This window comes from Paraburkholderia sp. SUR17 (assembly GCF_029536165.1).
Lineage (GTDB): Bacteria > Pseudomonadota > Gammaproteobacteria > Burkholderiales > Burkholderiaceae > Paraburkholderia > Paraburkholderia kururiensis.
Genome location: NZ_CP120509.1, coordinates 763,981 through 787,342, shown reverse-complemented (window position 1 = coordinate 787,342; position 23,362 = coordinate 763,981). Strand labels below are relative to the sequence as shown.

Genomic DNA, 23,362 nt, shown 5'->3' with positions numbered 1-23,362 from the left:
GGCGAAGACGTTGACTACTCGGCTGCCGCGAGATACGCCGCCGGGGTGGTGCCCAACGTGCGCTTGAAATGACGCCCCAGGTGGCTCTGATCGAAGAAGCCGACCTCGGTTGCCACCACCGAAGGCGGCACGCCGCCGCGCAGCAGCTTCTGCGCATGACGCACGCGTACGAGGCACACGTACCGATGCGGCGAGATGCCCACCTGCGCGCGAAATAGCGCCGCAAAACGCGACACGCTGAGTTCCGCGGTAGCCGCGAGTGCAGCCAGCGTGACCGGCTGCGCGAACGAGCGCTCGATGAACTCGATCGCACGCTCGATAGGCTGCGTGGCGCCGTTCGCCCGCCCCGAGACGTCGGCATCGTCGAGAGCACCCATTCGTGCTCCTATGCAGCGTGCCGCGCAGCGCTGGATGCAACGGCCCCAGCGGGTACGGCAGCCTCGTGCTCGGGCGAAAGCGAGGCCGAAGCAAAGCGGCGAATGTCGAACGGCTCCAGCGGCGTCGTGGTCGCACCGGTATCGATCAGCTCGGCCATGGTGTCGCCCACGCCCGGTCCAAGCTGAAAGCCGTGGCCCGAAAAACCGAATGCATAGTAAAGGCCGCTTACCTTGCCGCTCGCACCCATCACCGGCAGATCGTCCGAGACATAGCCTTCGATACCGCTCCATACGCGAATGATGTTGAGCCGAGCGAGCGCGGGCGCGAGGCGCTGCAACTGACGAAACTGCAGCAGCGTGCTCTCCGGCAACACGTACGCGCGGCGCAGGTCGGGGTATGCGGGCCCGCGCGCGCAACCGCCGAACACGATGTTGCCGCGCTCGATCTGGCGGAAATACACCACCTCTTCGAGCAGCGGCGACGACACGCCCACCACGGGCCGAATGCCGTACTGCAAGGGCTCGGTCACGGCCATTTGCGGACCATGCACGGCAAGCGGTACCGGCTCGCCGAATTGCTCGCTGAGCGTGCTGCCCCATGCGCCCGCCGTGACCAGCAACACCGGCGCATGAAACGTGCGGCCGTCCACAGCCGTTGCCCGGAACTCGGCACCCTCTTTTTCGACGGTTGCGATCTCGGTGTTCTCTTCGATCTGCGCGCCGAGCCGTGCAGCCGCACGTCCGAATGCGGGCGCGGCGAGACGGGGATTCGCATGGCCGTCCGTCGCCGAATACGACGCCGCCAGCACTTCGGGTCCAAGGAAAGGAAAGCGCGAACGCATCTGCGCGCCCCGCATGACGTCGAGCATGAGGCCGTACTGGCTCGCGTCCCTGGCGTAGGTTTCGAGCGTATGCGCCTGTTCTTCGCGATAACAGACGCGAATATGTCCCGACGGCAAAAACTCCGCGTCGTGATTGATGAGCGCGGGCAGCTTGCCCCAGATTTCGCGGGAACGGTTCGCGAGCGGCAGTTGCGGCAGAAAGCGCCCTTGCCGACGCACGTTGCCGAAGTTCGTTCCGCTTGCCTGCTGTCCGATCAGACCGCGTTCGATCAGGATGACGGAATGCCCGCGGCGACGCAGGAAAAACGCGGTGGCCGCGCCCATGATGCCGCCGCCCACAATCACCACATCGGCTTCAGCGCGCTTCATTCGTGAACCTCCGTGACGCCCTTGGCGCGTGTCGCCGCAGACGCAGCGGGACTGTCGTCGTGAACGTCCGTCGTGATTTCCATCGTCGATATGGCAAGCGGCTTCACGGGTGCCTGGCCGCGCAGCCGTCCCACCTGTTCGAGCGGCACGCCTGCGGCAGCGGCAATGATCTCGGCTGCGGCGTGCCCGCAGTAGCGCCCCTGGCAGCGGCCCATGCCCACGCGGCTGAATGCCTTCGCACGGTTCGCTTCGCACGCGCCTTCGTTCTTGATGACGCGCCGCAGTTCGCCCACCGTGATGCCTTCGCAACGGCATGCAATGGTCTCGTCGGAAAGGCGCGCCGCCTGCGCGGCGGGCCACGGAAAGGCTTGAGCCAGGCCCTGGCGGAAGCGATCCATCTTGCGCTGTTGCGCCTTGAGCGGCGCCAGCGTTGCTTCGGATACCGTATGACCCAGATCGCTCAACACCGCGTATGCGGCGAGCCGCCCCGCCAGTTCCGCGCCGTCGGCGCCCAGAACGCGAACGCCGTCGCCCGCCAGATAGACGCCCGCCTGCGAGCTGCGCCCCAGTTCGTCGATCTGCGGTAGCCACTGGTGAGTGCTTTCATCGAAGCGGAACGCGCAACGTGCAAGGTCGGCCAACTGTGTTTCGGGACGCAGGTGGTAGCCGAGCGCCACGGCGTCGCACGCCATCTGGCGCACCTCGCCCTTCGCATCGCGATACTGAATGCCCTCCACGCCCCGGCTGTCGGTACCCAGAATTTCGAGCGGCTCGATGCCGTGTTCTACCTGCACGCCAGCCTTCTTCAGCCCGGACACGAGCGCCGCGCCCTTCTTCAGCACATCGGGTCGCGCGAGCAGTTTGGGCAGCGCCCGCAGCCGCGCGGCGGCGGGCGACGTGTCCAGCACCGCAGCCACGCGCGCGCCGGCCCGCACATACTGATTCGCGACCAGATACAGCAACGGTCCCGATCCCATGAACACGACGTTGTGTCCAATCGAACATGCCTGTGCCTTCAGGGCGATCTGCGATGCGCCAAGACTATAGGTGCCCGCGCGTTGCCAGCCTTTCACCGGCATCAGCCGGTCCGTCGCGCCGGGGCACAGCACGAGCACGTCATAAGGCAGCGCGTGCGACTGGCCGCGATGCAGCACGTACAGGCGCCCCTCGCTCACGTTCCACGCGAGTGTGTCGGACCGGTAATCGACCTGTGCGCGCACACGCTCGAAGGCCGCGTGCAGATTCGAAGCGCGGCTCGCCTCGGTGCCGTAGAGCTTTTCATAAGGACGCCCGAAGTTCTCGGGCTGCCGCCGATAGATCTGACCACCGTCGCGGCGGCCTTCGTCGATCACGATGGGGGCAATGCCCGCTGCGAGCAGTGTCTCGACGCAGCGCACACCGGCCGGGCCGGCGCCCACGACGATTACACGAGGTTGGCCCATTGCACCTCCGGTTGTGTGGTCACGATCTGCATGCCTTCGCGCACTTCCGTCGTGCAGGCACGCAGGCGTTCGCCGGTTTCCGTCCAAACCCAGCAATCCTGGCATGCGCCCATCAGGCAAAAACCCGCACGTGTCTCGTCGCCGAATTCGGACTGGCGCACGTGGTCCACGGTGCAGAGCATCGCCACGAGCAACGTGTCGCCGGCAAGCGCCTCCACGTCGGCACCATTGATGCGTAGCTTCACTTTTTCCCGGCCCGTTTCGCCAAGCCGGACAAATCGTCCGCCCATGCTGCTGCTCCTTTGCACAATGCCGCGCGGCTAGTGAATGATGTCCTGAAAGCGGTACCAGGCGCCGACGAACGGCAGAAACCACGCGTGGCCGAAGTGGCCTGGAATGGCGGGCCATGCGAGTTCGCCCCACGGATTGCGCGACGCTGCGCCGAACATCACGTCGGCCATTACGCGGCCCATGTGCACCGACATCTGCACGCCGTGGCCGCTATAGCCCATCGAGTAGAAAAGGCCTTCGTGCTGGCCCGCGCGCGGCAGGCGGTCCGCCGTCATATCGACGAGGCCGCCCCAGCAATAGTCGAGGCGCACGTCGGCGAGTTGCGGGAAATAATGCGCGAGGCTTGCGCGCAGAATGCGGCCGCTCTTTTCGTCCGAGCGCGGGTTCGACATCGCGAAGCGCGCGCGGCCGCCGAACAGCAGACGGGTGTCCGCCGTCGCACGAAAGTAGTTGCCGATGTTGAGCGTGGTGACGTACGCGCGCCGCGTGGGCAGCAACGCATCGAGCCGGTCCTTGCCGAGCGGCTCCGTCACGACGATGAAGCTGCCCACCGGCGCGATGCGGCGGCGAAACCACTGAAGCGGCCCGACGCGCGAAGCGCCCGTCGCCACCAGCACGCGTGCGGCGCGAATCGTGCCGCGCGGTGTCACGACGTCGTAACGCTCGCCGCCCAGCGGCTTGAGCGCCGTCACCGGCGCCTGTTCGAAGATGCGCGCGCCGCGCTTCACCGCCGCTTCGGCCAGCCCCACGCCGAACTTGCCCATATGCATCTGCGCGCCGTTGCGCTGTACGAGTCCGCCGAAGAAGCCGTTCGATCCCACTTCGTCGCGAATGCGTTCTGGCGCAATCAGTTCGATATCCCGATCAACGTCGCGCACCAGCGTTTCGTAGGTCTTCTCGAGCTTCGCGAAGTGCTGCGGCTTCGCGGCCAGCTTGATCTTGCCGCCGCCCACGAAGTCGCAATCGATCTGCTCTTCGGCAACGATCGTGCGCACCGATTGCACGGCGCTCTCATAGGCGCGATAGAAACCGAGCGCCCGCTCGCGGCCGATGCGTTCCGCGAGCGTCGCATAGTCGTGCGCGAGGCCCGTATTGCACTGCCCGCCGTTGCGCCCCGACGCCTCGCTCGCCACACTGCCCGCTTCCAGCACCGTCACGGGCACGCCCTTCTTCGCGAGCGCGAGCGCCGCCGACAAACCCGTGAACCCGCCGCCGATCACAACCGCCTCGGCCGATCCTTCCACGGGCCCCGGGTCGCCGTGCCGGAATGGCGGACGGGTATCGAGCCAGTACGATTCGAACTTCATCGCGGTCCTTCGCTCGCGCGGAGCGGGCAGTCGTTCACGAACTTCATGCTTGACGCTTGCGGCCGCACAACACGCGGCCGGCCGACACTTACAGACCGACGACGCCAGGCAGCCCGCCGATGTCCTTGATCTCGTGATAGTTGTAATACGGCGTGGAAGGCTCGTGACCGCGCGAGACGAACACCTTGTTCTTCACGCCGAGATCGTTCGCGGACATGAGGTCGTAGCGCAGGCTCGACGACACGTGCAGGATGTCTTCCGGCCCGCAGCCCAGGTTGTCCAGCATGTATTCGAACGCCTGCAGACGCGGTTTGTAGGCCTGCGCCTGCTGCGCCGTGAACACGCGATGGAACGGCGCGCCGAGTTTTTCGACGTTGCTGTGAATCTGGTCGTTCGAGGCGTTCGAAAGAATCACGAGCGGGAACTCCTTCGCCACCTTCGAGAGCCCTTCAGGCACATCGGCATGCGGGCCCCACGTCGGCACTGCGTCGTAGAAGCGCTGGGCCTCGGCGTCGTCATAAGCAAGGTTCCAGCGCTTGAGCGTGCGGCGCACCGCGTTCTTCACCACTTCCTGATACGGCTTCCACGCACCCAGCACTTCATCCAGACGATACGCGGCGAAGTCGCGCACGAACTGCTCCATCTGTTCCGGCGCCACGCGGCCGGCGAAGATCTCGCGCGCCATATCGCCCATGCGGAAGCGGGTCAGCGTACCGTAGCAGTCAAACGTGATGTATTTCGGTCGGAAGCGGGTCATGGCGGGTCCTGTGGTGGTCAAGGTGTGTCGATGGCGCGCCGGTGAAGGGCGACGGTCGTTCTTGCTGGAATGAATTACATCACCGCAAAAAATGCGGGTTGTCGTGTATTGGCCTTCCGCGAACACACAATCCGTCGTTTTTCTGCGGCTGTACAGCAGAGTATGCGGTGCGCTCCGGCGGCTCGCGGAAGCCTGCTATGCGAAGGTCGCACACGGCGTCGCGGCGTATGGAAGACGGCAGCGTTACGCCCGCTGGTGGCCTGCTGCGGGCGGCTCCGTCAGGGTTTTCACGGGTCGCTACAGACAAGGGAATGCCCCCCGCGAGAAGGGGCGTCGACGCAAAATGGCCGCGCCGGAAATCCGGCGCGGCCATTCGGAAGCACCGAAAAGGCGCAGACCGACAGCACAACATGCTGCGCCCTTTCTTCCTACGGTTTTGCAGCGCTGCGCAAGGAGGTTCAGGCGCCCTGATTCAGGTCGATCAGCACGCTCTTGAAGCGCAGGTTGGCCTCGAATGCCTGGCGTCCCAGGTCCTTGCCGAGGCCGGACTGCTTGTAGCCGCCCGTGGGAATCACGAAGTCGGCCGTGCGTCCGTAGCGGTTGATCCAGACGGTGCCGGCCTCGATGGCGCGCATCGCGCGCAGCGCGCGGCCAATGTCCGCGGTATGCACGCCCGCGGCCAACCCGTACTTCTCGTGGCTCGCGAGCGCCAGCGCTTCGGCCTCGTTCTCGAAGGTCTGAACCGTGAGCACGGGGCCGAAGACCTCTTCGCGCACGGCTTCGTTGCTCGCGCTCACGCCGGTCAGGATGGTGGGGGCGTAGAAGGCGCCGTCGCCCGCCATGGGAATGCGGCCGCCGCCCACGGCAATCTGTGCGCCCTGCTCCACGGAACGCTTCACGATGCCTTCGATGCGCTGCGCCTGAACCGCGGAGATGATGGGCGGCAGCGTGGTGCCCGGCGCCCACGTATGCCCCGGCTTGAGCGCGGCGAATGCGGAGGCGATGCCGTCCACGAGACGCGACACCACACGCTTTTCGACAATCAGCCGCGAACCGGCCACGCACACCTGCCCCGCGTTGCCCGCAATGGCGCCAGCCACGCGGCGCGCCACGAGGTCGAGGTCCGGCGCGTCGGCGAACACCACCTGCGGGCTCTTGCCGCCCAACTCCAGCGTGACGGGCTTCGTGCCGCTCTGCGCACAGGCGGCCATGATGGCGGCCCCGGTCTGGCTGGAGCCCGTGAACGTGACCTTCGCGATTCGCGGATGGCGCACGAGCGCATCGCCCGTCGTGCGTCCGTCGCCCTGGATCACATTCAAGATGCCAGCCGGCATGCCGGCCTCGACGGCGAGTTCGGCAAGCCGCAGCGCGGAAAACGGCGTGAGTTCGGAAGGCTTCAGCACCACGGCGTTGCCCGCGGCCAGCGCGGGCGCGATCTTCCACGACGCCATCACGAGCGGAAAATTCCACGGCGCAATGGCGCCGATCACGCCATACGGCTCCGCCACGATCATGCCGAGATGGTCCGGCCGCGTGGCCGCCACCTCGCCGCCAATCTTGTCAGCGAACTCCGAGTAGAAGCGGATACCCTCGGCGGTAAATGGAACGTCCCACGCCGCGGCATCGCGAATGGGCCGCGTGGAGCCTACGGATTCGATGCGCGCGAGCGTGTCGACGTCCGCTTCGATCAGCTCGGCCCAGCGTCGCAAGACGCGCGCGCGTTCGCGCGGGGCACGGCGTGCCCAGTCGCTCGTGCGAAACGCCTGCCAGGCGTTCTCCACGGCGCGGTCCACTTCGTCGGCGCTGGCAATGGGCAGGTCTGCATAGACAGCGCCGTCCGAGGGGCGCGCCACGTCGAGCGCGGCGGGACCGCTCACATAGCGGCCGCCGATGAAGTGCGCGCTGCGCACGGAAACGAGAGCGGGATCGAAGCTTTCCATGAGGTCGTTCCAGTGGGCCGTTTCGCGAGGCGCATTGCGGTTATGTTGTTGTGCCCTCGCGGATCGGCAAAAAAGAAGAAGGGACAACGAAGCATGCAATGCGGCTCATGGTACGGGCGATGCCGCAGCATTTGCTGCCGTGATATGCGGGTGCGACCGGAGAAACCACGCGTTGTGCAACGCCCGCGCAGTGCTCCGTGCGGCAGCGCCAGAAACGTGGGCTTGAGCCCCGCAGCAATAAGATCGTCCTAGCCACACGCGCCGGTTCGGTGCAACAGTAGGCAGGCATCGTAAAAAGGAGTGGAAAGTGACTGAACCGATCGCTCGTGCCAAAGTGCGGTTTCGCCCCATGACGGCGGCCGACCTGCCCGCTGCCCACGACCTGTCGCTTGCAGTGAAATGGCCGCACCGCCGCGAAGACTGGGAATTCGCGCTGAACCTTGGCACCGGCATTGCCGCCGAAGACGACACCGGCCTGCTCGGCACCGCGCTGCACTGGAAATATGGCGACGCGCACGCTTCGCTCGGCATGGTGATCGTGTCGCCCGACCAGCAGGGCCGCGGCATTGGCCGCGAGCTGATGGCGCGCACCATGGACGCGCTCGGCACCCGCACCACGTTCCTCAATGCAACGCAAGCGGGGCTGCCGCTCTACGAGAAATTCGGCTTTGCCGCCATCGGCAGCATCCATCAGCACCAGGGCATGGCGGGTGTTCATCCGCCTGCGGTACAGCTTGCGCCCGGCGAGCGCATCCGCCCGCTCGGCTCGCGCGACCCGGCACGGCTTGCGGCATTGCTCGCACGCGCAGCGGGCTACGATCGCACGCCGCTCATCGGCGCCCTGCTTTCCGTGGCCGACGGCGTCGTGCTGGACCGCGAAGGCGAGCCCGTCGGCTTTGCCTTGATGCGCCGCTTCGGACGCGGCCACGTGATCGGCCCGCTCATCGCGCCGCATCGCGAAGGCGCACAGGCGCTGATCAGCCATTGCGTCGGCTCGCAAGGCGGGCGCTTCGTGCGCATCGACGTGGGTGGCGACACGGGCCTCTCGTCATGGCTCGACGACCTGGGGCTCGCGTTCGTGGACTCCGTCGTCACCATGGCACGCGGCACGCCGCCCCGGCTCGAAGGCGAGGCGCGCGTGTACGCCGTCACCAACCAGGCGCTGGGCTGACGTGGGCCGCATGCGCAGCGCCGTGCAGAGATAAGCCACACCATGACGTTTCTCTACAAGGCCGACTCCGTGCGCGGGGCGCAATGGGCACGGCTATTCGCCGAAAAGGCGCCCGACGTTCCGTTCCATATCTGGCCCGAGGGCAGCGACGCCGCGAACGCACGCAACGTGCGTTACCTCGCGACATGGGAGCCGCCGGCCGATATCGCCACCACGTTTCCGAATCTCGAACTGGTGTTTTCGGTGGGCGCGGGTATCGATCAATTCGACCTTTCCGCCATTCCTGCGCACGTGCCGGTGGTCCGCATGATCGAGCCCGGCATCGTGGCCGGCATGGTGGAATACGCCACGCTTGCTGTGCTCGCGCTGCATCGCGACTGGCTCACGTATGCCACGCAGCAGCGCGAACAACGCTGGCAGCCGCTGCGCACGCGCACGGCGAACGAACGCCGCGTAGGCGTACTGGGGCTCGGCGTGCTCGGGCAAGCGGTGCTCGCCAAACTCGCGGGCTTTGGCTTTCGCTGCGCGGGCTGGAGTCGCTCCGCGCACGAAATCGAGGGCGTGGAATGCTTCGCGGGCACCGCTTCGCTGCCCGCGTTTCTCGCCCGCACCGAGATTCTCGTGTGCCTGTTGCCGCTCACCCCGGCCACGCGCCACATTCTGTGCCGCGAGTTGTTCGCGCAATTGCCGCGCGGCGCCGCGCTCGTCAACGTGGGGCGCGGTGGGCATCTGCAGCAGGACGATCTGCTCGATGCGCTCGACTCGGGCCAGCTCGACGCCGCCGTGCTCGACGTGGCGGACCCCGAACCGCTCACGCCGGGCCATCCGCTCTGGCGCCATCCGCGTGTGATGCTCACGCCGCACGTGGCCAGCATGACGCAGCCCGAAAGTGCCGTCGACGTGGTGCTCGACAACCTGCGCCGGCATCGGGAAGGCTTGCCGCTGGTCGGACGGGTGGATCGCACGCGCGGTTATTGACCGCCTTGCGCGCGGAAATGGCCCGCAGCACAAAATGCTGCGCGGCCCGCAAAAAAACCATTTCCCGCCTGTTGGCCACGGCGATTCTCAACGTCATCGTCGATTGTGTCCCGCTAACATCGTCTGCAAGCGGTACGTGCAGAACGCAATGAGCACGTGCCCCCAGCACGCGCCTCCAGCACGTTACGCTACGCCACCGAACGATTGAACGCTCACGCCATGTCGACTTCCGCACTCATCGAATCCGACCGCCAACATCTGATCCATCCTGTCGTCAGCCTGCGCGTGCATGAACAGCGCGGCGTCACCATCCTCGAATCGGGACGCGGCGCGTGGCTGCGCGACATCGAAGGCAACGAACTGCTCGACGCCTTCTCCGGGCTCTGGTGCGTCAATACGGGCTACGGTCACGAAAGCATCGTGCGCGTGGCCACGGAACAGATGAGCCGCCTGCCCTACGCCACCGGCTACTTTCATTTCGGCTGCGAGCCGGCCATACGGCTTGCCGAGCAGCTCGTGCAACTCGCGCCGGCTTCGCTTACGCGCGTCTATTTCACGCTGGGCGGGTCCGACGCCGTGGACGCCGCCATCCGCTACATCACGCACTACTACAACGCGACGGGACGGCCGCAGAAGAAGCAGTTCATCTCGCTCGAACGCGGATATCACGGTTCGTCGTCCGTCGGAGCCGGGCTTACCGCGCTGCCGGCGTTTCATCAGCACTTCGATTTGCCGCTGCCGAACCAGCACTACATTGCCTCGCCGTATCCGTATCGCAGCGAGCATGGCAACGACGCCGACGCGCTGATCGCGGCATCCGTGGCCGCATTGCGGGCCAAGGTGGAAGCGCTGGGCGGACCGGAACGGGTCGCTGCATTCTTCTGCGAGCCCGTGCAGGGCTCGGGCGGCGTGATCGTGCCGCCGAAGGGCTGGCTCAAGGCCATGCGCGAGGCGTGCCGCGAACTCGACATCCTGTTCGTGGCCGACGAGGTCATCACGGGCTTCGGCCGCACCGGCCCGCTCTTCGCCTGCGAAGCCGAAGGCGTGGAGCCCGACCTGATGACGGTCGCAAAGGGCCTTACCGCCGGGTACGCGCCGATGGGCGCGCTGCTGATGTCCGAACGCATCTACGCCGGCATCGCCGACGGCGCAGGCACCTCGGCCGTGGTGGGCCACGGTCAGACCTACTCCGCCCACCCCGTGAGCGCCGCCATCGGGCTCGAGGTGCTGCGCCTCTATCACGAAGGGGGGCTGCTCGCGAACGGCCTGGCCCAGGCACCGCGTTTCGAACGCGGCCTGCAGGCGCTGCTCGATCATCCGCTGGTGGGCGACGCGCGCAGCCGCGGTCTGCTCGGCGCGCTCGAACTTGTGGCGGACAAGGCGACGCGCCGCCGCTTCGACCCTGCGCTCAACCTCAGCGAGAAGATTGCGGCGTCGGCATGGCGCAATGGTCTGATCTTCCGCGCGTTCGCCGACAACATCCTCGGCTTCGCACCCGCGCTCTGCTACACAGCGGAAGAATTCGACACGATGTTCGTACGCCTGAAGACCACGCTCGACGACGTGCTGGCGCTTCCCGAAGTGCGCGCCGCCGTGGCGTGAAGGGGGCGAAAAGCTGAATGGAAGGCCCGCCGCGACGCCCGTGCCGGGCCGCTGAAAGGCTTGCTGGATAAGGGTTAGCCGCGTAATTTTCCGCTCGCGGGCCGTGCTACGATAGCCCCGTTCCATGTACCCGAGGTCAACGCGCGCCGTGTCAACTCAAGCAAGCAATTCGATGAAGCTGGACCGTATCGACCTTCGCATTCTGTCGCAACTGCAGAAGAAAGGCCGCATTACGAATGTCGACCTCGCGGACGCGGTGGGACTCTCGCCCAGCCCGTGCCTGATTCGCGTGAAGCGGCTCGAAAAAGCCGGCTACATCGCGGGCTACGGCGCGCATCTGCAACTCAACAAGTTGGGCGACGTGCAGCTCGTGTTCACCGAGGTCACGCTGCAGGACCATCGCCGCGAAGACTTCGCCAAGTTCGAGGCGAGCATTCGCACCGTGGACGAAATTGCCGAATGCCACCTGGTGAGCGGCGGCTACGACTACCTGCTCAAGTTCGTCACGCGCAGCGTGGTGCACTACCAGACCGTGATGGAAAACCTGCTGGAACGCAACATCGGCATCGAGAAGTACTTCAGCTATGTGGTGATCAAGTCGCCCTTCGTGAAGAACCATTACCCGATCGAAACCCTGTTTCCCCTGACCGACTGATCGCGTCGCGCTGCATGGCAGTGCCGCATCTGCGCCTGACGTTGGGTCGATACCGTTTATTTCGTCTTCCTTACCACGCCTTTCGAGCGCCGCCATGCCTCTTACCCTCGACCGCCCCGAACTCGCCCGCACCGGCAACTTCATCGCTGGACAATGGCGCGACGCGCTTTCCGGCGCACGCTACCCCGTCAGCGACCCGGCCACCGGCAACGCCTTCACGAGCGTTCCCGACAGCGGCCCCGAAGACGCCCAGGCCGCAGCCGACGCCGCGCACGCCGCCTTCGAAGGCTGGCGTGAACGCACGGCGCGCGAGCGCGCTCAATTACTGAAGCGCTGGCACGCCGCCATCATCGCCAACACCGAAGACCTGGCGCGCCTCATGTCGCGCGAACAGGGCAAGCCGCTTGCCGAAGCGCGCGGCGAAGTGGCCTACGGCGCCTCATATGTGGAGTGGTTTGCGGAAGAAGCCGTGCGCAGCTACGGCGACATGATTCCCGCCATGATGCCCGGCAAGCGGATGATGGCCGTGAAAGAACCGGTGGGCGTGGTCGCGGCCATCACGCCGTGGAACTTCCCGCTCGCGATGATCGCGCGCAAGATCGCGCCTGCGCTTGCGGCGGGCTGCACGGTGGTCGCCAAGCCCGCCGAAGACACGCCGCTCACCGCGCTGGCCCTCGCGCGTCTTGCCGAAGAAGCGGGCTTGCCGCCCGGCGTGCTCAATATCGTCACGGCGTCGCGCGAGCACACGCCCGCCACCGTTTCCAACTGGCTCGCAGACGCTCGCGTGCGCAAGATCACCTTCACCGGCTCCACGCCCGTGGGCAAACACCTCGCACGCGAATCGGCGGATACGCTCAAGAAGCTTTCGCTGGAACTGGGCGGCAACGCGCCGTTCATCGTGTTCGACGACGCCGACCTGGACGCCGCCGTGGACGGACTCATGGCATCGAAGTTCCGCAACGGCGGGCAGACCTGCGTGTGCCCCAACCGCGTCTACGTGCACGCCGGCGTCTACGATGCGTTCGCCCGCAAACTCGTGGCACGCGTCGCGGCGCTGCGCGTGGGGCCCGCCACGCGCGACGACTCGCAGATTGGCCCCATGATCAACGCGCGTGCCGTTGAAAAGATCGAGCGGCACGTGCAGGACGCCATCGCGCACGGCGCCGCGGTGCTGACAGGCGGCCGGCGCCTGCAAGGCGAGGGACTCGAAGGTCCGCACTATTACGCACCCACCGTGCTCGGCGAGGCCAGTCGCGAGATGGCGCTTTTTCGCGAAGAGACGTTCGGCCCCGTCGTCCCGCTCTTTCGCTTCGACAGCGACGCCGACGTCATTCGCGCTGCCAACGACACGCCGTTCGGGCTCGCCGCCTACTTCTATTCGCGCGACGTGCGGCGCATCTGGCGCGTCGCGGCAAAGCTGGAAAGCGGCGTGATCGGCATCAATGAAGGCGCGCTCGCGAGCGAGGCCGCGCCGTTCGGCGGCGTGAAGGAATCGGGCTATGGCCGCGAGGGTTCGCGCTATGGGCTCGACGACTATCAGCACATCAAGTATCTGTGCCAGGGCGGATTGAACTGAGCCGCCAACCAAGGTGCGAATCGATCAACGCATGACGGAATGCACGCTCTCATGACCACCCACGCCAACGATACCCACACGCACGCCACCGCCGAAGCCTATCCCGTCGATGTCGAATTTCCCGACCTCGCGCCCTACGCTGCGGGCAACACCGGTGTGCCGTACGTTCACACGTTCGACAGCGGCACAGCCGGCCCGCACGTCATGATCAACGCGCTCACGCACGGCAACGAAGTGTGCGGCGCGATTACGGTCAAGGCGCTGCTCGATGCCGGCGTGCGCCCGCGCAAGGGCCGGCTGACGCTGGCCTTCGCGAACGTGGACGCCTACCTTACGTTCGACCGACGCAGGCCGGACGCGTCGCGCTTCGTCGATCAGGACTTCAACCGCGTATGGAGTGCGGCAAAACTCGATGACCGGTCTGCGGACTCCACGGAGTTGCGCCGCGCCCGCGCCATGCAGCCCGTGATCGACACCGTGGACATGCTGCTCGACCTGCACTCCATGCATGAAAAAAGCGCGCCGCTCGCGCTTTCCGGCCCGCTCGACAAAGGCATCGCGCTCGCTCGCCAACTGGGCGCGCCGGCCACCGTGATCAGCGACGAAGGCCACCCCGAAGGCCGGCGCATGCGCGACTACGCGGACTTCAGCAACCCGCAGAGCCCCCGCAACGCGCTACTCGTGGAATGCGGGCAACACTGGGAGCCCTCGGCCGTCACCGTCGCGAAAGATTGCACCGCGCGTTTTCTGGCACTGACTGGCGTGCTGGAGGAATCGGATTTGCCCGAAGACTGGTTTGCACCGAAGCCCGAAGCCGTGCGCGTGATCCGCGTGACCGAGCCCGTCGTCGCAAAGAGCATGGACTTCCGCTTCGCGGCCAACTACACCGGGCTGGAAACGTTCGAGAAAGCGGGCACCGTCATCGCGTGGAACGGCGGCGAGCCCGTGGTCACGCCTTACGACAACTGCGTGCTCGTCATGCCGTCGCTGCGGCAATTGAGGCCGGGGGTGACGGTGGTGAGGTTGGGGAGGATCGTGGTGTAAGCGCGGTGTGCATGGCTCACGCCTGGGGCGCACTGCGCGCGCTCTGTAACTGATGCGCTGCCAGTTGCCGACGCACCGCCTTCTCGAAATGCTCGGTCGCTGCGACCGTGTCGCGCCGGGCAAGACCAACCGCATTTCGCACAATCTGGATCGGCGTGATGACGAATCCCCAAGGCAACCCCCACCACCCCAGCAAAGTCGAATAAATTATCGCCTCGAGCTGCTTGTTCCAACCACAGCGCCGACACGATATGTGGCGCCGCGTGTGCCACTGCGTGACGAAGATGAGCGAAATGACGCGGTGCTCGGCGTGCACGTCCACAGGCCCGTTTTGCCGCTTGCATACGGGACAGTCACCGTGCCGCCACTTCTCGACAAATTGCTGCACGGTTGCGGCGGGCAAGCTCTCCGCGGTGACGATAACCGGATGCAGCCGTGAGCACGTGGCGCTGCAATAACGGTAACCGTCTATAGACTGCCCGCCGATGAAGAAGGTCTTTCCACAATTGCAGCACTCAGCCATATTGCCCTCGTCGTTGGTCGTTGGTCGTTCTTCGTTCCGATCGAATAGCCTTCCAGTGGATTCAGTCAGTTCAATCCCGTGCTGCGCGCAGGAGCCAGCATGTCATGAACGCCGAACGTCATCATGGCGAGAAACGCCAGCAAGGCCAGGTAATAAAACGCGTAGGTGAGCTTCACCGAGAGTTCGATCCCGTAATAGCGCAGGTTTTCAGCGCTCGCCGGATCGTAGTGCCAGGCGCGCTTCAATTGCGGGAGCGCGAGAATTGCCATGACGATCAAAAGCGGACTGGGATGCCATGCGAACAGGGCAACCAGCACTGGCACACCGGCAAACCAGATGCGCGGCGAAAGCACCGCGGTAATGCGGCCGCCATCGAATGGCGAGAGCGGGATCATATTGAACAGGTTCAGGAAGAAGCCCGAATACGAAAGAGCCAGCAACCCGTTGCTGTCGAGGTGACGCGCGAGGAAGTAGCATGCCAGCGCGCCGAGCGTGCCGGCGAACGGTCCCGCGAGACCGACATACGCTTCCGTTTCGGCGTCGTGCGGAAGGTCCTTCAACTGAATCCATGCCCCCACGAACGGAACGAACGTCGGCGCGCCGACGTCGAGGCCCCGGCGGCGTGCGGCCAGATAATGACCACCTTCGTGGACGAGAAGCAGCAGCACGAATCCCGCGGCAAATCGCCAACCGTAGAACACCGCATAGACCGCGATTGAGAGCAGCATCGTGCCGGCCGTGGTCAGCACCTTGCCCAGCTTCAATCCACCCAGCAGAAGAATCAGCAGCTTTGTCATGGCAGCGCCGATCAGGGCCGCCCGTTGTCCCCGCCCCCGGGCGGGACCTCTCCGATTGCACGAGGTACCGCTTGCTGCCCGGGTTCGACGGCGGGATCTGTAGGCTCCGAATGGAAGGTAACCGGTGGCACGGTCTTCGGCTTGCGCCTGAAAAAGCGCTTGATGGACGCACCGAACGCCACCAGCGCGATGAGTCCGACCTTGAAGAACTTGGCAGCGAACGCGGCGATGATGGCCAGCAGCCCGAGTTTCTTGGCCGCCACGCCGGCAATCAGCGCCGCGAGTCCGTATTCGGCCACATGATCTGTGGAAGCGTTGAAGTCCGCATAGCGCTTCCCATCCTGGTAATCAATGTCGGCAAGCAACGTGTTGGCAGTCGGTTTGTCCGCTGCGAGCGAGGCAAGTGGCGTCACCATGGTCAACGAAAGGTAGCCGTTACGGCCCAACGCCAGCGTCCGATAGTTCACGGCGGGCTGCGCGTCGTCGCCGTCGCCCTTCTTGCGCACGATGGCGGACCATACGAGGCGATGCGTGCGGGCGTCATAGGCCGGCACCTCGGCCCAGCCGGTTACTTCGAGTTCGGGCAACCCGCGCTCCTTGCGGCCCGCATTGGACTGCTCTGTGCCTTCGCGCAGGCCCTTCAGCATGTCGTCCGGTTTCCAGTCGCGCGCGTCATCGTCGCGGATATACCCGGCCTTCACGAAGCTCACAATGGCGAACCAGTTCGCGTCGGTTTTCATCGGTACAACGAGGCCGATCAGCGACTGCTGATCGACGTTGTTGCCAAGCGCGCGCAGATACCGTGTCGCGGCGGCGGCCGGAACGAAGCCGCTGCCGGCGGGCAATGCGAATGTGGCCTCGTCGAAAATCTTGATGCTGCTCGGGCCATGAACCAGCGCAGCATTGGCTTCCTGCACCGCCGCTTTCAGTTCAGCCTGGGTTGCCGCATTTTGCGCAAAGACAGTCGCGCTCGCCGCCATGATGCACAGCGAAAGCAGGAGTCGGATCAGGTTTCGCACGCTTTTTCCTGGTGAGGGATGGTCTCTGGAGGGGCCTGCTTTTTGCCACTCCTTTTAACGGCAGATAAATGTGCGCTCTTGAGTCGAATCTGGAAATCGGCTCCGATATATGCCGATCGCATAAATTGTCGTGGATTAACGAAAAAGGCAGATACGCCACCACAGCGCATCTGCCTTCGATCAACAAAAACAGCAACTACAGAGGATCGCGAAGCTTAAGCCGCCACCTGCCGCTCCCCTTCCCGCTGCCGCGCCGGCGTGGCGAGCGACACCACGAACGTCACGACGATATTCGCGGCCAGCGCGATGAGCCCGATATAGAGCGGATACACCGCACCGCCCACGTGCAAGGCGAACACCGGCTTCAGCCCTTGCGAAGCCGCGAGCCCTGTGCCGATCACCACGCCCACCAGCCAGCCGCACAGCAGGCCCGTGGAACTGAAGCGACGCGTATAGAGCGTGAACACCACCGAGGGGAAGATCTGCAGAATCCACACGCCACCCAGCAGTTGCAGATCGATGGCGAATTGCGTGGGCAGCGCAACGATGAAGAGCAGCGCGCCGAACTTCACGACGAGCGACACGATCTTCGCCGTCGACGCTTCGCCTGCGGGCGACATCGACGGCGACACCAGCGGACGCCACAGGTTGCGCGTGAACAGGTTCGCGGCACCAATCGACATGATGGCCGCCGGCACGAGCGCGCTGATCGCGATGGCCGCCGCGGCGAAGCCGACGAACCACGACGGGAAGAGCGTGCCGAAGAGCGCCGGCACGACGTCGCTCGGCGACTTCACGTGAATGCCCGCGGCAATCGCCATGTAGCCGAGCAGCGCGATCAGGCCGAGCAGCAGCGTGTAGGCCGGCAGGAAGATGGCGTTCTTCTTTACGGTGTCCGCCGATGCCGACGAGAGCACGCCCGTCATCGTGTGCGGATACATGAACGCCGCGAGTGCCGAGCCCAGCGCGAGCGATGCGTACGCCGTGAACTGCGACGGCTTGAGCAGGATGCCCGTGGCACCGCCCTTCGCCTTGAAGTACGTATCGGCGGCGTCGAACACGTGACTGTAGCCGCCCAGCTTCACGGGAATCAGGCAGACGGCTGCGATCACGACGATGTAGATCATGATGTCTTTCACGAACGCGATCATGGCCGGTGCGCGCAGGCCGCTCGTGTACGTGTAGAACGCGAGAATCAGGAACGCGACGATCAACGGCAGTTCGCCCGATACGCCCAGCCCCTTGATGACCACCTGCATGCCCACCAGTTGCAGCGCGATGTACGGCATGGTCGCAACGATGCCCGTGATGGCGACGGCCGCGGGCAGCCATTTGCCGCCCAGCTCGCCGTGCACGTAGTCGGCTGCGGTGATGTGGCCTTTCGCGTGCGCCACTTTCCACAGCTTCGGCATCACGGCGAACACGAACGGGTAGACGATGATGGTGTACGGCAGCGCGAAGAAGCCGTACGCGCCCACCGCATACACGAGCGCCGGCACGGCGATCACGGTATAGGCGGTGTAGAAGTCGCCGCCCACGAGGAACCACGAAATGACGGTGCCGAACTGGCGGCCGCCCAGGCCCCACTCGTGCAGTTGCGTGAGATCGCCGCGTTTCCAGCGCGCGGCCAGAAAGCCGACGATGGTTACGAGCGCGAAGAAGGCGATGAAGACGGTCATCGATACCGGATTGACGGGATTCAGCTCGTTCATTTGGTGCCCCGGTAGACGGCGTATAGCAGCAGCGAAGTCAGCGGCACCCACAGCAGCTGATACCAGTAAAAGAACGGGAAACCCGCAAAGGAAGGCCGGCTGTCGTTATAGAACGGCAGCCACAGCAGCGCGGCATAAGGGAGCAGCAGGAGGATCCAGCGCCAGCTGCGGCCGGATCGCCCCTCGTCCGTACGAGGCATTTCAGTCATGGTCTCTTCTCCATGGTTCTGGTCGAAAGGGGACGCCATGCGCGGCGAAGACCACGCATGTCGCACGAACCGGGACTGCGAGAAATGGCTGGCAGGAAGGTGGGCGCACGCAAAGCGCGATGCGAGGCTGCCAGCATTGCCGAGGTCTCCGTCCTTGTTCTCGTTCGACGGGCTGCGGTGTTGTTGCCGCAAGCCGGATAGTCGAACTCTTTTGCGGGACGAGTATCCCCAAACTCAAAGGGCATCACAAGCGTGGAACCACGTAGGCAATCTACGTAGTTCTACATAGGTGGCTTGCAATCCTTTCGCGCGCGCGGGGCCAAGCGCGATACGCTGTCGGGAAAACGTAAGGGGCCGCGCGTGGGCAGATCATGAGCGCACGCCGCGGCCCTCCGATTCAGCCCACAGACGGCTCCCCTTCGCCGGGCTGCTTGCCGGGCTTGTCCGCGGGGCTCGAATTTTCTCCGGCGTCGCGCGACGGCGGCAGCTTGCTCTTTTCGTTGTCGCTGTGGCGTGGCGGTTTCGGATGCTGCGGGTCCGGCGTCGTGTCGGGTCCGGTGGTGACCATGGCATGCTCCAGAGCGTCGGCTGATACGGGGCAAGGTAGCAAGCGCTGGACCTGCCCCGCAGCATCTCCGTGCCACCATCCCGCTCGCTCAACCCGCCTTGCGCAGTTCCGGCAGCGATGCGGCCAGCTCCGCATAGAGCGCATCGATCAGACCGGCGTTGGCGAGCTCCGCGTCGTTCGTCGCGATGCGTTCGTCGAGCGCCTCGAAGAGGCGGTGCTTCACGAAGTAGCGCCATTGCACGGGCACGCCCGCAAGAATGCGCGTGAGCGCCGCATACCGCTCGCGCGTCCACTTCGCTTCGAACGCCGTGCGGTAAGGCCCGAAATCGAAGGCCGGCGGCTGCGTGCCCGCGAGGCGCCGGCGCGCGTCTTCGCGCAGCACCTGCGTTTGCGCCTCATCGACCTCGCCGTCCGTGAGCGCAACGGCATACATGTCGCGTGCCTGCTGTTCCGTGACGTAACCGCGCAGCACGTCGTCGCGCACGCGCTCGATCTCGCGCTCCTCGGGCCGGCCATAACCGCCCGCGCCGGCACCCACCAGCCGGATCACGTCGCCCGGGTTGCAGACCACCAGATCGTTGTTGCCCAACTGCTCCTCGTGCGGCGTGCCGGGGTTCTTCGTGAAGCGTGCGTTAGCGCCCGCGCTGCCGCCACGCAGGCCCCACGACGCGAAGTGCGTGCGATCGCGATTACGGGCCGTCACCAGCGTGTTGGGCGCGAACACCTTGAACTCCATGACGAGCCCCTGGCCGCCGCGGAATTGCCCCGCACCGCCCGAACCCGGCGCCACGCCGTAGCGCGTAATGCGGATGGGCACCTCGGCCTCGTTGATTTCAACCGGCGTGTTGCGCAGGAATGCGTTGTTGGCGCCTGACCCGTCTTCGCCATCGTCCAGCGACATGCCGCCCGCGCCGCCGCCAATGGGCCCGATCGACGCCATCACTGTGCCCCCCTCGCGGTCCAGCGTCTTTACGCTGAGAATCGAGAGCCCGCCTGCAGGACACGCGGGCATCCGCTCCGGCACGGCCTGTGCAAATGCACCGAACGTGAGCAGGTGCAGCAGCTTGCAGGTGAGGCTGCGCATGCCGACCGCCGCGGGCCGCTGCGCATTGACCACGGTACCAGGCGGCAGAATGCAGCGTGCTACACGCAAGAGCCCGCTGTTGAGCAGAATCGACGGATTCAGCGTGTAGAGCACGTAGACGAAGCCGACCAGCGCGAGCGCATGCCGTTCGCGTCCGCCCGTGGGCATGTTGAGCGACGACTGCAGTTGCGGGTCGCTGCCCGTGTAGTCGAATTCGACGGCGCCGCCGCGAATGCGCAGCGTAAGCGCTACGCGCATGGGCTTGCCGCGTACGGAGTCTTCGTCCGCGTACTCGGCGAAGAAATAGTCGCCGTCGGGGATGTCGCGAATGAGGGTCTGCGCCTGCTCTTCGGCGTAGTCGAGCAGCGCGTGCATGCCGGCCTTGAAGGCATCGACGCCGAAACGTTCGATGATTTCCAGCACGCGCCGCTCGCCCGTGTGCAGCGAAGCAAGCTGTGCGTGCAGATCGCCTACGTTCTGGGCCGGCACGCGCACGTTGGCCGCCATGATACGCAGCAGGTCTTCGTCCAGCACGCCCGCGCGCACAATCTTGGTGGGCGGAAAGCGGATGCCTTCCTGCTCGATCTCGGTGAGCGTGCGCGAAAGCGACGCCGGCACGGCGCCGCCCATGTCGGTGTTGTGAATGTGCCCGCCCACGAAGCAGACAATCTCGCCTTCGTAGAACACCGGCTTCCACAGCACGATATCGGGCGTGTGGGTGGCGACGAAACCGCTATACGTGTCGTTCGTCATGCCGATGTCGCCGGGCTCGTAATGGTCGATCATGCCGATCACGGGACCGTAGTCGAGCCCGACGTACCACGTGGCGCCAAGCGTCTTCGGCGACGCGAAGGTGTGGCCCTCGGGCGTCATGATTGCGCACGAGAAGTCTTCCGTTTCCTTCACGAACGTGGAATGTGCGGTGCGCACGAGCGTGTAGGCCATGCTCTCCGCGGCTGCCACACAGTAGTTTGCGAAGATTTGCAGCACTGCCTTGTCGAATTGCATTTGCGAGGCTCCGTATCAATGGCTCAGTGGCTTCATTGCAGACGCTGCAGCAGGATCAGGTTCCCGTAAGCATCCACTTCGCCCGAGAAGCCGGGCAGCACACACGTCGTGCAGTCGTCCTGAGCGATGACGGCCGGACCTTCGATACGGTGTCCCGCCAGCAACTTCGCACGCTGAAAGAGCGCGGCGTCGCGCCAGGCGCCGTCCATCCACACCTTCACGGTGGTGTCGGGCTGGGCAGGCGACGTAGCGACCCCGATCTGCCGCAGCGCAGGTTTCGGCGTGGCCGACGAGATCACGAGCCGCAGCGCCACCACTTGAATGCGCGCATCCAGGTCGCTATGGCCGTACAGCCGTGCGTGCTCGCGGTGGAACGCTTCGCTCAGCGCCGTGATGTTTTCCTCTTCGAGCCAGCGCAGTTCGAGCGGTGTGTCGATCTCGAACGATTGCCCCTTGTAGCGCATGTCGGCAGAGACGGCGAGACGCGCCTCGCCTTCCTGGCCCTGGGTCTGGCCCGCGAGCCACGCATGTGCCGCGTGGCTCAGCGCCTGCGCGTCGTCACGGAGTTGACGCAGCGAGGCGGCGTCGAGATCGTAGTAGGTGGTCTTCACGAAGTCGTTCTTCGTGTCCGCGATCAGGCCGCCCAAGGCGCTCAACACGCCAGGCGTAGTGGGCACCACGACCTGTTCCATGCCGAGCGCGCGGGCGAAGTGACAGGCCAGCATAGGCCCTGCGCCGCCGAACGGCAGCAGCGAGAACATGCGCGGGTCGATGCCGAAGCGCGACACGATACGGCTCACGCCCGCATACATGCCCGAGACGGCGACCTCGACAATGGCCTCTGCCGTGCGGTACGGGTCGCTGCCCAGCTTCGCGGCCAGCGCCTCGATGGCGCGGCAGGCGGCATCGCGATCCACCTTCACGGCGTTGTAGCCGAGGCTCGCGTTGCCGATCACGCCCATCACGGCGAAAGCATCCGTGATCGTCGCGCGCGTGCCGCCCCTGCCGTAGCAGACGGGGCCGGGGTTCGAGCCCGCGCTTTCGGGGCCTACCTTGAGCACACCGAACTCGTCCACCCATGCAATGGAGCCGCCGCCGTCGCCGATCGACGAAACGGACACCGAAGGAATATGAATCTGGAAGTCACCGATGTACTCGCCCGTCGCGTACTGCGGCTCGCCATCCACGATCAGCGCAACGTCTGCCGTGGTGCCGCCGATATCGAGGCTCATGCAGTGACGCAGTCCGCACAGTTGCGCAACGTATGCTGCGCCGATCACGCCGGAGGCCGTGCCCGAGAGAATCATCTGCACGCAGTTGCTCTTGCCGGCCTCGGCGCTCATCACGCCACCGTTCGACTTGGTCACCTTCATGTCCGCGCCGATACCGGTTTCCCGCAGCGCGCGTTGCAGCGAAGAAAGATAGTGCGAGACCTTCGGCTGCACGTAGCCGCCGATGACGGCCGTGGACGTGCGTTCGTATTCGCGGATGATGGGCCACACGTCGCTGGAACACGACACGAAGAAGCCCGGCATCTCGCGTTCCACAATGGCCTTGACCTCCTGCTCGTGCGCCGGGTTGCGATACGAATGCAGCAGCGAGATCACGACGCCTTCGCATCCCGCGCGCCGCAGCCCTTCCACGGCGGCGAGCACGCTCGCTTCGTCCACAGGCGTTTCTACCGTGCCGTCAGCCGCGAGCCGGCCTGTCACGCCGAACACGCGTTCGCGCGGCACGAGCGGTGCTGGACGCTTCGAGAGCAGGTCGTACATGTCCGGCCCCTTGAGGCGTGCGATATCCAGCACGTCTTCGAAGTGGCGCGTGGTGATGAGTCCGAGGCGCAGGCCTTTGCACTGCACCACCGCGTTCACGCCCACAGTGGTGCCGTGCGTGAAGTACACCACTTCGCGTGGATCCACGCCGTACCGCTCGGCCAGCCCTTCCATGCCGCGCAGCACTTCGGTGCCCGGGCTTTCGGGCCGCGAAAACACCTTCAGCGTTTTCAGCTCGCCCGTCTCGTCGTCCAGCACGGCGAAATCCGCGAACGATCCGCCAATGTCCACTCCGATTCTTGTTGCCATACGTTTTCCT

At 65.4% G+C, this 23,362-nt stretch carries 21 protein-coding genes; 6 read left to right on the top strand and 15 right to left on the bottom strand.

Translation table 11 applies throughout. The annotated features are described in order from the left end of the window. Positions 1–14 precede the first annotated feature (14 nt). From P2869_RS20985 to P2869_RS20955, 7 genes are all read right to left on the bottom strand, one after another. Positions 15–377: an AraC family transcriptional regulator gene (locus P2869_RS20985; protein ID WP_017777378.1), complete on the bottom strand. Its 363-nt coding sequence runs from the start codon at positions 375–377 to the stop codon at positions 15–17. A gap of 8 nt (positions 378–385) precedes the next feature. Then, the gene (locus P2869_RS20980) at positions 386–1,588 is read right to left on the bottom strand and encodes an FAD-binding oxidoreductase (RefSeq protein WP_277599429.1); all 1,203 of its coding nucleotides are present in this window, start codon (positions 1,586–1,588) and stop codon (positions 386–388) included. Further along, complete coding sequence (locus tag P2869_RS20975) at positions 1,585–3,030, bottom strand: FAD/NAD(P)-binding oxidoreductase (RefSeq protein ID WP_277599428.1); 1,446 nt, start codon at positions 3,028–3,030, stop codon at positions 1,585–1,587. Before P2869_RS20975 ends, P2869_RS20980 begins: the two co-directional genes overlap by 4 nt. Next, complete coding sequence (locus tag P2869_RS20970) at positions 3,012–3,320, bottom strand: (2Fe-2S)-binding protein (RefSeq protein ID WP_017777375.1); 309 nt, start codon at positions 3,318–3,320, stop codon at positions 3,012–3,014. The genes P2869_RS20975 and P2869_RS20970 overlap by 19 nt, the downstream gene beginning before the upstream one ends. 30 nt (positions 3,321–3,350) lie before the next feature. Beyond that, on the bottom strand, positions 3,351–4,628 hold the full coding sequence (locus P2869_RS20965; protein WP_277599427.1) for an FAD-binding oxidoreductase: 1,278 nt from the start codon (positions 4,626–4,628) through the stop codon (positions 3,351–3,353). An 88-nt stretch (positions 4,629–4,716) separates the two neighbouring features. Next, positions 4,717–5,385, bottom strand: coding sequence for a haloacid dehalogenase type II (locus P2869_RS20960; protein WP_017777373.1), 669 nt, complete (start codon positions 5,383–5,385; stop codon positions 4,717–4,719). Between the two features lie 458 nt (positions 5,386–5,843). Next, the gene (locus P2869_RS20955; RefSeq protein WP_277599426.1) at positions 5,844–7,325 is read right to left on the bottom strand and encodes an aldehyde dehydrogenase family protein; all 1,482 of its coding nucleotides are present in this window, start codon (positions 7,323–7,325) and stop codon (positions 5,844–5,846) included. 349 nt (positions 7,326–7,674) lie between these two features. Here P2869_RS20955 and P2869_RS20950 point away from each other — a divergent pair, with 349 nt between their 5' ends. From P2869_RS20950 to P2869_RS20925, 6 genes are all read left to right on the top strand, one after another. Continuing rightward, positions 7,675–8,496, top strand: a complete 822-nt coding sequence (locus P2869_RS20950) for a GNAT family N-acetyltransferase (RefSeq protein ID WP_277599912.1) — start codon at positions 7,675–7,677, stop codon at positions 8,494–8,496. 42 nt (positions 8,497–8,538) lie between these two features. Further along, positions 8,539–9,474, top strand: a complete 936-nt coding sequence (locus P2869_RS20945; protein WP_277599425.1) for a glyoxylate/hydroxypyruvate reductase A — start codon at positions 8,539–8,541, stop codon at positions 9,472–9,474. A gap of 219 nt (positions 9,475–9,693) precedes the next feature. Continuing rightward, a complete protein-coding gene (locus tag P2869_RS20940; protein ID WP_277599424.1) occupies positions 9,694–11,076 on the top strand; it encodes an aspartate aminotransferase family protein in 1,383 nt (460 codons plus the stop codon). Positions 11,077–11,248: 172 nt separating this feature from the next. After that, the gene (locus P2869_RS20935; protein WP_017777368.1) at positions 11,249–11,731 is read left to right on the top strand and encodes a winged helix-turn-helix transcriptional regulator; all 483 of its coding nucleotides are present in this window, start codon (positions 11,249–11,251) and stop codon (positions 11,729–11,731) included. A 94-nt stretch (positions 11,732–11,825) separates the two neighbouring features. Next, positions 11,826–13,307: an NAD-dependent succinate-semialdehyde dehydrogenase gene (locus P2869_RS20930; protein WP_277599423.1), complete on the top strand. Its 1,482-nt coding sequence runs from the start codon at positions 11,826–11,828 to the stop codon at positions 13,305–13,307. Positions 13,308–13,358: 51 nt separating this feature from the next. Next, the gene (locus tag P2869_RS20925; RefSeq protein ID WP_277599422.1) at positions 13,359–14,351 is read left to right on the top strand and encodes a M14 family metallopeptidase; all 993 of its coding nucleotides are present in this window, start codon (positions 13,359–13,361) and stop codon (positions 14,349–14,351) included. Positions 14,352–14,367: 16 nt separating this feature from the next. On the opposite strand, the gene P2869_RS20920 is transcribed toward P2869_RS20925, so the two are convergent. The 8 genes from P2869_RS20920 to P2869_RS20885 all read right to left on the bottom strand — a co-directional run bounded on the left by P2869_RS20920 (position 14,368) and on the right by P2869_RS20885 (position 23,352). Further along, complete coding sequence (locus P2869_RS20920) at positions 14,368–14,874, bottom strand: hypothetical protein (protein WP_277599420.1); 507 nt, start codon at positions 14,872–14,874, stop codon at positions 14,368–14,370. A gap of 65 nt (positions 14,875–14,939) precedes the next feature. After that, the gene (locus P2869_RS20915; protein WP_277599419.1) at positions 14,940–15,671 is read right to left on the bottom strand and encodes a site-2 protease family protein; all 732 of its coding nucleotides are present in this window, start codon (positions 15,669–15,671) and stop codon (positions 14,940–14,942) included. An 11-nt stretch (positions 15,672–15,682) separates the two neighbouring features. Then, a complete protein-coding gene (locus P2869_RS20910) occupies positions 15,683–16,651 on the bottom strand; it encodes a DUF2167 domain-containing protein (protein ID WP_277599911.1) in 969 nt (322 codons plus the stop codon). A gap of 254 nt (positions 16,652–16,905) precedes the next feature. Beyond that, entirely contained in the window at positions 16,906–18,402 is a 1,497-nt protein-coding gene (locus P2869_RS20905; protein WP_017777365.1) for a sodium:solute symporter family protein, read from the bottom strand. Beyond that, positions 18,399–18,611 (bottom strand): DUF3311 domain-containing protein, encoded by a 213-nt coding sequence (locus tag P2869_RS20900; protein WP_017777364.1) that lies wholly within the window; start codon positions 18,609–18,611, stop codon positions 18,399–18,401. Before P2869_RS20900 ends, P2869_RS20905 begins: the two co-directional genes overlap by 4 nt. A gap of 397 nt (positions 18,612–19,008) precedes the next feature. After that, positions 19,009–19,179 carry a hypothetical protein gene (locus P2869_RS20895; RefSeq protein ID WP_168724543.1) on the bottom strand — a complete coding sequence of 57 codons (171 nt, stop codon included), beginning with the start codon at positions 19,177–19,179 and terminating at the stop codon, positions 19,009–19,011. Between the two features lie 88 nt (positions 19,180–19,267). After that, on the bottom strand, positions 19,268–21,271 hold the full coding sequence (locus P2869_RS20890) for a hydantoinase B/oxoprolinase family protein (protein ID WP_277599418.1): 2,004 nt from the start codon (positions 21,269–21,271) through the stop codon (positions 19,268–19,270). 32 nt (positions 21,272–21,303) lie between these two features. After that, complete coding sequence (locus P2869_RS20885) at positions 21,304–23,352, bottom strand: hydantoinase/oxoprolinase family protein (RefSeq protein ID WP_277599417.1); 2,049 nt, start codon at positions 23,350–23,352, stop codon at positions 21,304–21,306. Between the last annotated feature and the right edge of the window lie 10 nt (positions 23,353–23,362).